Consider the following 14395-nt stretch of genomic DNA (forward strand, 5'->3'; position numbering starts at 1 on the left):
AGGGCGGGACCGGGGCACCCTCCCCCGAGCCTCAATAGAGGCTCATCAGAGCCTCCACCGCATCCGGCGCCCCCGCCTCCCCATCCGGCAACGTGAGTTCGAACCACACGGTCTTCCCCTGCGGAGGAATCCGCCGACTCCCCCAAGCCGCACTCAGCAACCCCACCAACTGCAGGCCCCGCCCCCCCTCATCCGTATCCCGAGCCCGCCGCCGCCGAGGCTGCACCGACCCCGCGTCCCACACCTCGCACACCAGCGTCCGGTCCAGCAGCAGCCGCAGCCGGATGTCCCCCTCCCCGTACCGCAGCGCGTTGGTGACCAGCTCGCTCACCAGCAGCTCCGTCGTGTCGACCAGACTCTCCAGCCCCCACTGCGGCAGCATCTCCCGGGCCAGCTCCCGGGCCCGCGCGACGGACCGCGGCTCGGGAGGCAGCGTCCAGTCGCCGACGTGCCCGGGCGGCAGCCCCCGCAGCCGGGCCATCAGCAGAGCGATGTCGTCCTCGCCGTGGTGGGTGTCCAGAGCGGACAGGACGTGATCGCAGACGTCCTCCAGCGGCCGGGCCGGATCGGTGAGGGCGTCGCGGAACGCCTGGAGCCCCTCGTCCAGCGGATGGTCACGGGACTCGACCAGACCATCGGTGTACAAGGCGAGCAACGCCCCGTCGGGCAGTTCGAGGACGGTCTCCTCGAACAGCTCGCCGCCCACCCCGAGCGGCATCCCCGGCTGCACCTCCAGCAGCCGCGCCGGCTTGCCCTCCTCGACCAGGACGGGCGGCAGGTGCCCGGCGTTGGCGACCGTGCAGCGCCGGGTGACCGGGTCGTACACCGCGTAGACGCACGTCGCCAGGTAGACCTCGGACAGATCGGCGGGGCGGACGCTCCCCCGCACCCCGCGCGAGGCGGACTGCTTGCCGCCGGGCCGGCCGAGGCCGTGGGCGATCTCGTCGAGGGCGGACAGCACCTCGGCCGGTTCCATGTCCAGCATGGCCAGGGTCCGTACGGCGGTGCGGAGTTCGCCCATGGCGACGGCGGCCCGCAGGCCGCGGCCCATCACGTCGCCGACGACCAGAGCCGTACGGTGGCCGGGCAGCTCGATGACGTCGAACCAGTCGCCGCCCACCTCGGTCGCCGCGTTGCCGGGCAGATAGCGGCAGGCGATCTCCAGCCCGGCTGCCTCGGGGTCGACCGGGGGCAGCAGGCTGCGCTGGAGGATGAGGGCCCGCTCGTGCTCGCGCCGGTAGAGGCGGGCGTTGTCGATGCAGACCGCCGCCCGCGAGGCCAGTTCCACGGCGACGGCCGTCTCCCGCTCGCCGAACGGCTCGCTGCCCTTGGTGCGGGTGAACTGGACCAGCCCCATCACCGTGTCCCGGGCGACCATCGGCACGGCCAGCGTGCACTGCGCCGACATGCCCGGCTCGGGCGGTTCGGCGCCCTCCCGCCCGCCGCCGGGGACGGCCTGCACCTGGGCGGTGCGCAGGGCGCCGGCGCACGGCGAGTGGAAGGGGTACCGGTGCACCTCGCCGACCTGGATGGCCTTCTCGTCGGGCTCGTCGGAGGCGACGGGCGCGCCCGACACGGCGCTGGCGAAGGCGACGCGGCGCAGCTCGGCGCTGCCGTCGGCCAGGCCGGGCGGCGCCTCGTCGCCGGCGAGCAGCCCCTGGTAGAGGTCGACGGAGGCCAGGTCGCAGAACTGCGGGACGGCGACGTCCAGCAGTTCGCGGGCGGTGGTCTCCAGGTCGAGGGAGGTGCCGATGCGGGCGCTCGCCTCGTTGAGCAGCGCCAGGTTGCGCCGGACACCGGCGGCCTCCCGTTCGGCGCGGCGGCGGCCGGTGACGTCGGTGGCGATGGCGGCCACACCGATGGGCCGCCCGCTGCCGCCGTGCAGCCGGTAGAGCGACACCGACCAGCGGCGGCGTTCGGCCTTGCCGGGGATCGGCCCCATCAGTTGGAGATCGGCCACCGGCCGGCCCGTGTCGAGGACCTGGCGGAGGGCGAGCGTCAGCCGTTCGGCCTCGGTGCGGGGCAGGAACTCATGCGGCCTGCGGCCCCGGTGCCAGGCCACCGGACGGCCGAGGGCCTGGGCGAAGCTCTCGTTGACGCGAAGCAGCCGCAGGTCCGTGCCGAAGAAGAAGAACCCGAGGGGAGATTGGCCGAAAACGGCTTCCGACGCCGCGATGTCGGTCTCTATTCCCTGGAGCGCCCGGACGTCGACGGCCACGCAGAGCGCGGCGCGCTCGCCGCGCTCGTTCCGGCTGGGCATCACGTAGACCTCGGCGAGGCCCTGCTGCCGCCCGTCGCGCTGGTACGGGACGAGGCCGGTCCGGGCGCGGGCGTCCCGCTCGTCACCGAGCGGCAGGTCGCCCGGGCCTCCGGGGTCGCCGGGGTCGCCCGAAAAGAGGACCCCTTGCTGCGCGGCGGCGAACACGTCCTGGGGATCCCGGCCGACCGCCTGACCCGGAGTTATTCCGAAGAGCTCGGTGGCGCGCTCGCTCCACTGCTCGATCCGGCCGTCGGGCCCCAGCGAGAACGACGCCACGCGGATGTAGTCGTAGAGGGATCCGGGCGGGCTGTTCTGCCACATCGAGGTCGTGTCCTTACCCTCTGGGCCGCCCGCCTCGGCGCCCGCTGGCTTTTCGCTCACGTGCCCGTCCCCTCCGGCTCATGTGCTCGCACCGGCATCAGAAGGCCGAGTATCCAGCACGGGAGGCCCTCGGAACACGGACTTCACGATCACAGCACGGTCTCGACCCGCAATGGGTCTTCCCCGGGTTCCTAACCTGGCAAGCTCAGTTCGAACCACACCGTCTTGCCGTTGTCACCCCGGCGGGTACCCCAGCTGCGGGATGCCAGTGCGACGAGCTGCAGTCCGCGCCCGCCCTCGTCGTCGGCTTCGGCCACACGTTCGCGGGGCGGATCGGGCAGCGGATCGGAGACCTCGACCTGCAGCACACGGCCGGCGCGGGAGTACATCCGGACGCCGATGGGGCCGGTGGCGTGCCGCAGGGAGTTGGTGACGAGCTCGCTCACGAGGAGGACGGTGACGTCGGTGACGTCCGCCAGGCCCCAGGCGAGCAGGGTGTCGCGGACGAGCGTACGGGCGGTGCGCACCGCACCGGCCTCGGCGGGGAAGCTCCATTCGGCGAAACCCGGAGTCGATGCCAGTGCGCTGTCGCTCACGCCGACCACTTCCCAGACCGCTCTGATGCGACCCAGCCGGAATGCCCGGCTTGGGACCAATAATCAGCACATACCCGGTATGAGGGTCGGTGTATCGCTTCGGCCCGCAGTCGGGTTACGCCCGGTTACGACGCGCCGGCGGGGCAGGCGGGACGGATGTGAGGTACAGGCACGGCGCGATCGGACGTGACGAGAGGGGCCGGGCTCCGGAAACGGCCACGGGTGGCCCCCCGGTCAGGGGGCCACCCGTACGCGTTCGACTATGTAGAGCTGTCGGCGGCCCCTCTTGTCCGGGGCCTTGTCCGGCGTCTCCAGGCTCTCGTCCAGGCGGTCGGCCACGCGCTCGGCCTCCAGCCTGGTGGCGTACCGCCCGACGCGGTAGCGATTGCCGTTGTCGTCCTGGCGGATCACCAGCCAGGGCAGGACCGGTTCGCTCTCACTCATCGCCCCTGCCCCTCCGCCGTCGCACCCTTCGGGAAGAAACCGCAGTCCGCATATGCCCGAGCGTACGCCCGACCTTTACGCAGCGGATACGGGTTTTCACGAAGAGGTGCGCATTCGGCCATGCGTACGCGCGCCGTCCGGCACACGTACGCGCGCCGTCACGCCTTGGAGGCCGACGGGACCGCGTCCACGGGCTCGCCCGCCGCCTCGGCGCGCTCGATCTCCGCGATCTCCTCCTCGGCGGCGACCAGGGAGGGGTTGCGCCAGGCGCTCCGCACGCCCCACGCGTAGAAGACCAGGCCGATCAGGGCGACGACCAGCAGGTCCCAGCCCTCGCCCAGGTAGCCCTTGCCGTTGTAGTCCTTGCCGCCGGCCCACGAGACGAAGGCCATGACCAGCAGGTACGCCACCATCCAGGCGCCGGCCTTGAGGTGCGGCTTGAGCTCGGCCCACGGCTTGCGCAGCTCGTACCAGGCCCAGATCGGCAGACCGACCGCCATGATCAGGATGACCTTGCCGGTGAGCGGCCACTTGCCCCAGTAGAGGACCAGCGAGCCGAAGACCATCGCGATGGGCGCGATGACGGGCATGGCGCGCAGCTTCACCGGACGGTTGATGCCCGGGGCGATGCGGCGCAGCGACATCACGGCGACGGGGCCGGTGATGTACGAGATGACGGTCGCGATCGAGACGATCTCGGCCAGCGAGCCCCAGCCGCGGAAGACCGCGAGGAAGAGGAAGGCGATGACCAGGTTGAGCAGCAGGGCCGGACGCGGCACGCCGGTCTTCGGGTCGACCTTGCCGAAGATGCCCGGCAGGTGGCCGTTCTCCTGGACGCCGTGGATCATGCGCGAGGTGGTCGCGGCGTAGATCATGCCGGTGCCGGACGGGGAGATGAAGGCGTCCGCGTAGAGGACGATCGCCAGCCAGTTCAGGCCCCAGGCGATGGCCAGGTCGGCCAGCGGGGACTTGTAGGTGAGGGCGCTCCAGCCGTCGCCGAGGTCGGCGGCGGGGACGGCCATCAGGAAGGCGACCTGCAGCGCGATGTAGATGACCAACGCGATCAGGATCGAGCCGATGACGGCCTTCGGCAGCGACTTGCCCGGGTTGCGGGCCTCCCCGGCCATGTTCAGCGGGGACTGGAAGCCGTTGTAGGCCCAGACGATGCCGGAGGTCGCCACCGCGGTGAAGACGGCGCTCCAGCCGTTGGGCGTGAAGCCGCCCGCCACCTTGATGTTGTGGGTGTCGAAGTGCGACCACATCAGGGCGCCGGCGGTCAGGACCGGGACGACGACCTTGAAGACGGTGATCGCGTTGTTGGTCTTCGCGAACAGGGTGATCGCGAACCAGTTCAGGAAGAAGTAGAAGACCAGCAGGACGCTGGCGAGGGCCACACCGGAGCCGGTGAGCTCCTTGCCGTCGTACAGCTCCTTGGCCCAGCTCCACTTCCAGGAGCTCATGTACTGGACGGAGGCGGTCGCCTCACCGGGGATGACGGAGACGATCGCGATCCAGTTGGCCCAGGCGGCGAGGTAGCCGGCGAGCGAGCCGTGCGAGTACTGGCCGTAGCGGACCATGCCGCCGGCCTTGGGGAACATCGCACCCAGCTCGCTGTAGGTCAGGGCGATGGTCAGCGCCACGACGGCGCCGATGACCCAGGCGAGGATCGCCGCCGGCCCGGCGATGCCGGCGGCCCGCTGGGCGCCGAAGAGCCAGCCGGAGCCGATGATCGACCCGAGGCCGACGGCCGTCAGGGCCACCGGACCGAGGGTCCGGCGGTAATTGGAGTGGGAACCCTGTTCGGTACTCAAGCCCCGGCTCTCCTTTTCTTTCTTACTCCCCCACAGCAGGACACAAACCGCGCCATCGTACGAGCGATTTGGCCGGGCCGGTTCTGCCAAAAGCCCCTGAGCTGGGGCTATGTGAGTTTTGCAACACAAGAAACCGGGGCTTTATATGGGTGAATACCGGGGCACACCGCACAGTTCCTACCCTCGGGTAAGGAGTGCGAGTAAGGGGCTCTTTCCGGCCACGCTCCTGACTGGCGAGTCAGTTCCACCGGACGTCGGAAGCGTTCACGAGGACGACATGCCGCCTTCACCGTCAGGTGGTACGCGAAACGGCGGCCGAGCGGTTCCGCCGGCGCGCTGTGAGCCGGACTACTCCGGCCGGACTACTTCACCGGAAGCCGGGCTACCGCACCGGGAGGTGGGCTACTTCACCGGGAGGTGGTACGCGACACGGTGCCGCTCGGCCAGCATCACCACGTCCGCCGTCTCCACCGCCCGCCCGCCCGCGAAGTACGTCCGCGAGACGACCAGCACGCAGTGGCCCGGCACCCCGCCCAGCGCCAGCGTCTCCTGCGCCAGGCCCGGGCGGGCGCTGATCTCCTCGGTGACGTTGTCCACGACGAGGTCGATGGCCGCCATCCGCTCGACCACCCCGCGGCCGGCCAGCGGGCCCTCCTCGGGCAGCATCACCGGCGTCCGGCCGGTGACGGCGAGCGGCTCCCAGGAGGTGGAGAGCATCGCCGGCTCGCCTGCGCAGCGGAACAGGTAGTCGGTGCGCATCACCCGGTCACCGGGCGCGATCCGCAGCCGCTCGGCGACCGCGGGCGAGGCGGACAACTGCTCGCTGCGCGCTTCCCAGGTGCCCTTGACCCGGGGGTCGGCCTGCTCCTGGCGGAACGACGAGGACTCCCCCACCCCCCGGTAGCCGGTGCGCACCACGGCGCGCCGCTCGGGCCGTTCCCGGACGTAGGTGCCCGACCCGGACCGGCCCTCCACCAGCCCCTCGGCCATCAGGACCTTGCGGGCCTCCAGGGCGACCGTGTCCGAGACGCCGTACTGCTCGCGGATGCGGGCCTGGGAGGGGAGGCGGGTGTGCGGCGGCAGCTCGCCGGCGACGATCTTCTGACGGAGATCGCCGGCGACGCGGAGATATGCGGGCTGGTCACCGAATGCCACGTCCACTCCCAAGGTTGACTTTCCGCAACAGCTTCGCAACTCACCGTTGCGATCCGCAACTAAGGGCCAAGGAATCACTAGATGTGGTGAATTGCAGCTCAGAAGGGTGTGAGCGCCACCCTGACGCACGTGCAATACGCACTCTCCGGCGGCACATCTGCGACGATGCGGACGATCCCAGTGATCTTCAGAAGGACCGGCCGGCAGGGGGCGATCCGGGCCCTTCGGGAGATCCGGGGAGCCGGTGACCCTAAGGAGCCCCCGTGCGCCGCCGCCCCCTGCTCTGTCTCCTGCTGTGCGCCCTCCTGCCGGCCTGCGCCCCCGCGGGAACGACCGTCCGCCCGGCGGACCCCGCGACGGCCGGCGCCAAGGGCGTGGGCGACCCCTTGTTCCCCACCATGGGCAACGGCGGCTACGAGGTGGAGCACTACGGCCTCTCCCTCTCCTACGAACCGAAGGACGGAAGCATCACCGCCACCGCGGAGATCAGCGCCCGCACCGACCGGGCCCTGTCGTCGTTCAGCCTCGACTTCCACGGCCTCCAGGTGGACCGGGCGACGGTCGACGGCACCCCGGCCACCGCCACCCGCACCGGCGACGCTCTCCGTCTCACCCCCGCCGAGGAACTGGCCTCCGACAGCGCCTTCACCGCCACCATCACCTACCACGGCGTCCCCGAGGCGCTCACCGATCCCGACGGCTCGCAAGAAGGCTGGCTGAAGACCCCCGACGGCGCCGTGGCCCTCGGCGAGCCCAACGGCTCCATGACCTGGTTCCCCGGCAACCACCACCCCTCCGACAAGGCCGCCTACGACCTGACCGTCAGCGTCCCCGAGGGCGTGACAGCCGTTTCCAACGGCGAACTGAGCAAACAGGAAACGGCGAACGGCCGGACCTCCTTCACCTGGCACACCGCCGAACCCATGGCCAGCTACCTGGCGACCGTCGCCATCGGCTCCTTCACCCTCGACCGCACGGCCGCCGGCACGGTCCCGCAGACCGTGGCCATCCACACCGCCCAGGCGAACCGGGCCACGGACGTCCCCTCCTGGGTCGGCTCCATCACCGACTGGGGCACCGGCCTCTTCGGCCCCTACCCCTTCTCCTCCACCGGCGCCACGATCGGCTCGGGCCCGTCCATCGACTACGCCCTGGAGACCCAGACCCGCCCCTACTTCAACCACGCCCCCGACGAGATCTCCCTCGTCCACGAGATCGCCCACCAGTGGGTCGGCGACTCCGTCACCCCCGCCTCCTGGCAGGACATGTGGCTCAACGAGGGCTTCGCCACCTACGCCGAGTGGCTCTGGCAGGAACAGCACGCGGGCCCCACAGCGGCGGACACCTTCGCCGAGTACTACGCCCGCCCGAAAACGGACGACCTCTGGGCATTCCCACCCGCGAATCCCCCCTCGGCCGAGGACATCTCCGGCGACCCGGTCTACTACCGAGGCGCGATGACCCTCCACCAACTCCGCGAAACGGTGGGCGACACCACCTTCTCCTCGATCCTCCACACCTGGACCACGGACCACCGCCACGCCAACGCCCGCACCACGGACTTCACGGACCTCTGCACCAAGCTGGCGGGCAAGGACCTCACCCCCCTCTTCCAGAAATGGCTGTACACCGCCGGCAAACCGGCGACGCCCTAGCCTCGGTCACACGCCGCCCCGAACGCGCGAGGGGCCGGGCTCCAAGAGCCCGGCCCCTCGCGCGTCAGCGGTGAGGCGTTCCGTCCGGTCAGACGTTGAAGCGGAATGCCTGCAAGCTGCTCCTGACCTGCGGCGAAGCCTTGTAAAGCGCCCTGACCAGGCGTTTCTCCGTTGGCGAGCGTTGGGGTCCGACAGTCTCTTACGAGTGTCCTGCGGACTGTCTGCGGACTGTCCTACTGGGTCTCGAAGGCGTCGACGTGCCTGCGCAACTCCGCCGTGACGCCTTCGTCGCCGCCCTCGACTGGGCAGCGGCCATGGTTCCTGTTCGACGTTTCGCTACAGCGAGGCTACTCCCGAACCAGACGAGGTGCTGGGCGGGAACGAAGGCGTCCTGGAAGCACCCGGCGATGGCAGCGGCTTCGCCGGCGGTCAGGTCAGTCGCACCAGGGACCGGAGCAATGGATCAGTCCAGCCTTTTTGGCCTGCCGCGCGCTGACCCGCCCATTGCAGTGCTCTGGGGCCAGCCACAGCTGGATCCTGTAAGAGCTAGACGGTATGAACGAAGGCTCGGTACTCCTTGGCCACCAGCTCCACCTCGCGGGAATGCCTGTTGAGGTACTGCCCGATCGAGACGATCTCGCCATCAGCCGCAATGCTTGCGTACGCCTGTGCGTACCCGCGAGGGTCCGTGTCCGAGGAGTAGACGCGAGCACCCTGATCTTGATGTACCCAGATGCGGTGCTCGTCGGCCATGGTCGCCTCGGCCCAAACGGGTCCGACCTTCTCCAGGAGCACATAGTGCAGCCCCAGGAGGTCCAAGAGCTCTCGATCACGTTCCCACACTGTCCCCGCGTACATGTTGCTCATAAGGAACAGCGGGTCTCGGTACACGAGCCGCACGGCATCGGGGAAGGACATGCCTCGGCCGTTCCAGCACAGGGCGCCACGTACCGAGTGCCGCAGCCCTTGGCAGGGTACGGCTTCGCCCACCACCACGGGCAGGAGGTTCTCCATGCGGTCCGGCCACCCATGGATGATTGCTTGCAGGAGGTCGCAGGGGTTGTAGACGTGCAATCCGACGTCTCCCTCACCAACCTTCGGGCCCACTTCGTCGAGCCAGCCGTCCACGAGTGACTCCCACTCATAGTTGCCGGCCAGGCTCTGCCGAGTCTCCTGCCTGAACGCCTTCCAGCGGCTGGCTACCTGCGGGCTGGCGGTGCCCGTGTAGAGGATCTGGCTGTCTCCTCGTTCGTCCCCGGCAAGGAAGCGGAACAGGTCCTGCTGTTCGAAGGCGGCTGTGTCGTCGTAGGCGCCGGTGCCTCGGAAGCCTTGGATGGCCCAGTTGGGGTTCTCGGCGAGATTCTTCAAGAGCCCTGGCCGGGCAGATTCCATGTTCATTCCACGCAGCTTGCTGCGGGCAAGGCGGTTGCAGATCTCGGAAAGGGCCAGGTACTCAGCCTGGTGCTCGGCGGCGAATGGCTCGGGCCCGTCGTAACCACCCAGGAGATCCGCCGAGGCTAGTTCCTCGTTCACCCGGCCTACCGCCAGGTACAAGCCGAAAGGCGCAGGGATGTAGTGCTTCTCCGCTACCCGGTCCAGATCCGCCGCCAGCAGGTCGAGCGCCCCCAGCTCGTCCGCGACCTTGCTGATGATCCTCCAGCCCTGCTCACGCTGTTCCTCCGTGGTGAAGAAGAACAGGTTGTGGATGGGGGTGACGCGGGGCTCGAATGCCCGGGGCAGAAGCTCCACCCGCTCGGCCCCGATGGGGGTACCGCTGCTGTCCAGGAGCAGTCGGTACCCGCGAAGATCATGACTCCAGTCGCGCGCGGCGTGACTGACCGCGATCAGGAGTTCTTCCCAATCATCCGGCATGGCAACGATCACTGCACGGATGCGGTCCGGCGCAAGGTTCTTCTCCCGGCAGAGAAGCTCGGTGTACTTGTTGACCTCGTGCAGGGCTTGCCGTGCGCTGGACCGGGACCGCTTTAGCTCGATGACCACCCACATGTGATGGCGGTCACGGGCCAGGATGTCGATGCTCCCCCTGGTGCCGTGTGCGTTGGGCAGCGGGTACTCCTCGAACTGAACCGGCCGGAGCCCTGGCTCGATCAACTGCAGGTTCTGTACGAGCGCGTCGCGCAGAACGTTTTCAAGAGGCGGTCGCATGGCCGAAGGCTAAACCGGAGGACTGACAACGACACTACGGTGGAACACAGTTGGCGAGTCTTCTGTACTTCATCCGCCATCCTGGCGAGCACAACCGCCTCTCGGGCTACCCATGCTCCTCATGAGCTCCGGGATCCCATCGAGGAACTTGCCCTTCCTGCCAGGATCCCCCTACACCCGATAGCCGGTTGCGGCGCTGGCAGCACGTACTACCTGTGTGGTGAGGCTGGGGCCGAGGAGAGACCCGTCCTGTACGCCGACTCGGAGGGCCAGGCCACATTGATCGGCGCCGACCTCGTCGAGGCCATCACACTCATCGCCGTACTGCCCTTCTGGCGCGACCTGGCAAAGAGCTTCGCGATCAGCGAGCTTGGCTCGGACCTTCGGGCCGACCACCCGGACTTCGACGCCGAGCGCGACCACCTTCTGCACGCCCTCGGGCTTGCCTCCGTCTCCGAGGAGGAGGCTGCCGCTTGCCTGCTGGCTGTGGCTGCACGCACGGCCCCGGACTACGTGCCGCGCGTACCGGACGGCGATCACCTGCCATACGAGCTTCTGTTTCCGAGCAGCCCTGCATAGCGAAGCCAGCGCTTGACGTCAGTACCGGGCGATGACCTGTCGCAGGTCCGTGCCCAGGAGGTCCTCCAGCGCCTGGATGCTGGCTGGTGGTAGTGGCAGCTCGCATTCTGGGTCTGTGGTGACGAGGCTGTACCTGGCGAAACCCGCAGCTTCGACGTAGTCGAGGGCGTTCAAGTCCGTCTGGGCAGAGCAACAGGGCATCGTCACGGCAAGCGCGTCGAAATAGCCGTCCAGAAGGGCTGCCGTGTCCATCGCGTCGCCCCACCAGTCTTCGATGTCGGAGCCGCATACGGGGCACCGGACACCACACCAGTTCTCCCCGGGATCAATGAAGGCTGTGCTGGGGATGTCCCAGACGTCGTAACCGCCCAACGCCTCAGGAACCAGTTGTCGTAACTGGGCTTGCGCAGCCTCGCTCGCAGCGGGCGCAGGCGCAAAGTGCGGGTCCTTGGGTATGAGGTGGAGCAGTGTGATGCTCACGCTGCCGACCAGCCGTCCAGCGAGACCTCCGAGCCGTCATTCAGGTAATGGTGGAGGGCGCTGGCGGTGGTGTCGACGAAGGCTTCGGGGATGGCGTTGGCGTCGACCCAGCGGACCTGGGAGTGCTTGCGGGGTTCGCGGTTTTCGGGTTCGCCGGTCCAGTCGTGGGCGGCGAAGACGACCGTGAGGAAGCCGTTAGGGGCTTCGACGCCCCAGGCGCCGTGGATGATGTGGGCGATCTTGAGAGACTCGGGCTTCACGGTGAGTCCCGTTTCCTCGTAGAGCTCGCGCACGGCAGTTTCGGTGATGGGTTCGCCCGGCTCGCTCTTGCCGACGGGGAGGTCCCACTGGCCCTGGGCGAACTTGGCGTTTTCGCTGCGCTGAAGGAGGACGACGCGGTTGGTGGCCTTGTCGTGGACGATGACGGCCGCGACCAGCAGGGTCATCGATTCGAGCGCCGGCTTGAGGGCCTTCGGCTGGTCGTCGGTCTGCTGGGTCACGGTGTTCCCTTCATCGGGCGGGTTGTTGGGCATGTTAGGCGAGGGCCTCTCGGGCGCGGCGGGCGAGATCGGCGGCGCCGGGGACGCGGCGGCGCTGGTAGACCGCGAGGGTGGAGCGGATTGAGGTGATCGCCTTCCGGGTCCGGTCGGAGGTCATGCCCTCCATGAGGGCCAGGGCCTGGGTCCAGGCGGCGACGGCTTCGTCTGCGCGGGCCTGGGCAGCGAGGCTGTCGCCGAGGTCGGCGTGGGTGAGGGCGTGGACGCGCTTGTACTTCGCGGGGTCCCAGCGGGTGAGGGCGTCCCGGTGCTGTTGTTCGGTGCCGATGTGGTCGGCGAGGTCGGTCAGGGTGCGGGCGGTGTGGCTGGCTACGGTGCCCGCGGCGGGGCCGCTGACGCGGGAGTAGGTGGGTTGGGGTCCGTCGTCGCGGAGGAGGGCGTCTTCTGCGGCGAGCAGGGCGCGCGCGGCCAATGGGTTCTCGTTGACTGCGGCGTAGGCGCGGGCGTGGGTGATGTGGAGGAGGGCCTCGGTCTGGCCGTCGACGTGGCCGAGACCTGCGCCTAAGGCGCCTTCAACGAGGTCGACACAGTAGTGGGGCTGCTTGAGGCTCAGGGCCTGGTGGGCGAGAGCGCGCATCATCCAGGCGGCGTGGCCGTGGGGGTCGGCTTCGCAGGCGAGCTTGTAGCCGACCTGGTAGTAGCGCTGGGCGGCGCCTTCCTGGCCGAGGTCGTGGTGCTTCCATCCGGCGAGGTAGGCGAGTTCGGCGACGGCGCCGAAGGCGGCCCTGCGTAAGGCTTCGCTGGGGAAGCGTCCGCGCAGCATGGGTGCAGCGGTGTCGGCGAGGTACGCGGCGACGGTGGTTAGGCCGTGCCCGCCGCCGAGGCGCTCGTCGGCCGCACTGAAGGCCGCGGTGATCTGGCGTACGACGTCCACGTCCTCCGCCCCGACCAGGGACGTGCCGGTACGGGCGCGGAGCATGCGGGCAGTGGCTTCGTGGTCGTAACCGAGCGGCATGGCGACCCCGGCGGTGGTGAAGGCCGCGATGGCGAAGCGGCGGCGCTCGACATCGGCCCGACCCAGGTCGGTAGCCGCGAGGACGGGGTCGGATTCCGTCGGCGCATCGGCATCACCGGCCTGGAGGCCGATCTCGGTCTGGGTGACCGTGCGCCCTGCTCGGCGGGACAACGCCTCGGCCAGGTACTGACCTACCCGGCCCGACGGAGCACGGGTGCCGTTCGCCCAGTGCGAGACGGCCGACTTGTTGGTCTGGAGGATCTCGCCGTTCTCTGCGGCGATGCGCCGCACGTCTCTGGCGAGGGCCTCGTAGGTGCAGCCGACCACGTCGATGACATCGCGCAGACGGGCGTTGGGTTCTCGCTGCGCCGCCACGATCGCCTCCGCCCTGGAGCTGTAAACCGCGTATACCGCTTCAACTGCCTTCCACCGTACCCACTGAGCGTGACCACCGGTTCACTTATCAGCAGCCGCCCGGAACGGCGCGACCGTGATCCAGACTTCCCCTTGGTCCGGGCGGCACCCCGAAGTTCCGTACGCCCACACCAGGCTCGGGCATTCCTGTGCCCGCGTCTGGACGATCAGAGACGGAGACACGGTGACCACCATCGACACCACGGCCATCACGGTCGAGCTGCCCAAGGCGTTCGACCCGCGCTGGAGCCGCCTGCCCGGCATTCAGGTCGACGGCCAGCGCATCACGATCGACCCGGCCGAGTACTTCTTCCGCTTCGAGTCGAACACTTGGCTCGTCGCCGACTGGGAGCTGGTCAAGTCCCAGCTCCTGGACGTGGACGAGACGACCGAGAGCGCGGTCGAGCAGCTCGCGCTCGACTTCATCAAGCAGCACAGCGAGTCCACGTCCGACGCGGCCCGCGTCGTGGCCACTGCGTACGAGGTGTACGCGTACCTCTTCCGCGACGAGCACCTGGCCGGCCTCGGCCTGCCGCAGATCACCGCCGACCACCTGCGGATGCTCCGCGAGGCGGCCACACTCATGGCGCTCAACAAGGTCGAGCTGGACGGGCACATCTCCAACGTCGGCCCGTGCTGGTTCTTCCCCGCCGCCACCTCCGTCGTCTTCGACCTGGACGACGAGGTGGGCGGGATGCTCGACGAGGTCTACCACGGCGGCTGGTTCAACGAGCACCGCCGGATCGAGTCCATCAAGGCCCACGCCGCGCTCGGTGGTCGGCTCGTGCACGGCTGCCAGTCCGTGCCGGACCAGTCCGGCGGCGTGGTCGCGCCCTACGGTGCCTCGATGGCGAACTTCCGCGACGACCTCGCGGCCTTCAAGGCGGGCTGGATCGAGCAGGTCTACGCCCACCGTGTGAACCCCGCCGCGTAACCCACCCGATCAGGCTCCGGGGCGGGCCGGCATCCCTCGCCCGCCCCGGACGCCACCACCCCTCCCCG

At 69.3% G+C, this 14395-nt stretch carries 12 protein-coding genes; 3 read left to right on the forward strand and 9 right to left on the reverse strand.

Annotation, left to right across the window (positions count from 1 at the left end; all coding sequences use genetic code 11):
• Positions 1–31 precede the first annotated feature (31 nt).
• From ACH4PU_RS03120 to ACH4PU_RS03140, 5 genes are all read right to left on the reverse strand, one after another.
• Positions 32–2581, reverse strand: coding sequence for a SpoIIE family protein phosphatase (locus ACH4PU_RS03120; protein ID WP_398265361.1), 2550 nt, complete (start codon positions 2579–2581; stop codon positions 32–34).
• Positions 2582–2772: 191 nt separating this feature from the next.
• Positions 2773–3186, reverse strand: coding sequence for an ATP-binding protein (locus ACH4PU_RS03125; protein WP_398264959.1), 414 nt, complete (start codon positions 3184–3186; stop codon positions 2773–2775).
• Between the two features lie 225 nt (positions 3187–3411).
• On the reverse strand, positions 3412–3621 hold the full coding sequence (locus ACH4PU_RS03130; protein ID WP_398264962.1) for an SPOR domain-containing protein: 210 nt from the start codon (positions 3619–3621) through the stop codon (positions 3412–3414).
• Positions 3622–3779: 158 nt separating this feature from the next.
• Complete coding sequence (locus ACH4PU_RS03135; RefSeq protein WP_398264965.1) at positions 3780–5432, reverse strand: APC family permease; 1653 nt, start codon at positions 5430–5432, stop codon at positions 3780–3782.
• A gap of 402 nt (positions 5433–5834) precedes the next feature.
• On the reverse strand, positions 5835–6587 hold the full coding sequence (locus tag ACH4PU_RS03140) for a GntR family transcriptional regulator (RefSeq protein WP_398264968.1): 753 nt from the start codon (positions 6585–6587) through the stop codon (positions 5835–5837).
• Positions 6588–6850: 263 nt separating this feature from the next.
• Here ACH4PU_RS03140 and ACH4PU_RS03145 point away from each other — a divergent pair, with 263 nt between their 5' ends.
• Positions 6851–8242 (forward strand): M1 family metallopeptidase, encoded by a 1392-nt coding sequence (locus tag ACH4PU_RS03145; protein WP_398264971.1) that lies wholly within the window; start codon positions 6851–6853, stop codon positions 8240–8242.
• A gap of 546 nt (positions 8243–8788) precedes the next feature.
• Here the strand turns inward: ACH4PU_RS03145 and ACH4PU_RS03150 are convergent.
• A complete protein-coding gene (locus ACH4PU_RS03150) occupies positions 8789–10408 on the reverse strand; it encodes an endonuclease NucS domain-containing protein (RefSeq protein ID WP_398264974.1) in 1620 nt (539 codons plus the stop codon).
• A gap of 279 nt (positions 10409–10687) precedes the next feature.
• On the opposite strand from ACH4PU_RS03150, the gene ACH4PU_RS03155 reads away from it, so the two are divergent.
• A complete protein-coding gene (locus tag ACH4PU_RS03155; protein ID WP_398264977.1) occupies positions 10688–10987 on the forward strand; it encodes a hypothetical protein in 300 nt (99 codons plus the stop codon).
• Between the two features lie 18 nt (positions 10988–11005).
• On the opposite strand, the gene ACH4PU_RS03160 is transcribed toward ACH4PU_RS03155, so the two are convergent.
• From ACH4PU_RS03160 to ACH4PU_RS03170, 3 genes are read right to left on the reverse strand one after another with little or no spacing between them, the layout of a single operon-like run.
• Positions 11006–11467, reverse strand: a complete 462-nt coding sequence (locus ACH4PU_RS03160; protein ID WP_398264980.1) for a hypothetical protein — start codon at positions 11465–11467, stop codon at positions 11006–11008.
• Positions 11464–12000: an NUDIX domain-containing protein gene (locus tag ACH4PU_RS03165; RefSeq protein WP_398264983.1), complete on the reverse strand. Its 537-nt coding sequence runs from the start codon at positions 11998–12000 to the stop codon at positions 11464–11466. Before ACH4PU_RS03165 ends, ACH4PU_RS03160 begins: the two co-directional genes overlap by 4 nt.
• A gap of 1 nt (position 12001) precedes the next feature.
• Positions 12002–13354: a tetratricopeptide repeat protein gene (locus tag ACH4PU_RS03170; RefSeq protein ID WP_398264986.1), complete on the reverse strand. Its 1353-nt coding sequence runs from the start codon at positions 13352–13354 to the stop codon at positions 12002–12004.
• Between the two features lie 223 nt (positions 13355–13577).
• Here ACH4PU_RS03170 and ACH4PU_RS03175 point away from each other — a divergent pair, with 223 nt between their 5' ends.
• Positions 13578–14327, forward strand: coding sequence for a hypothetical protein (locus tag ACH4PU_RS03175; RefSeq protein ID WP_398264989.1), 750 nt, complete (start codon positions 13578–13580; stop codon positions 14325–14327).
• The last annotated feature ends 68 nt before the right edge of the window (positions 14328–14395 follow it).

Origin of the sequence: Streptomyces sp. NPDC021100 (genome assembly GCF_044333095.1) — a bacterium.
Lineage (GTDB): Bacteria > Actinomycetota > Actinomycetes > Streptomycetales > Streptomycetaceae > Streptomyces.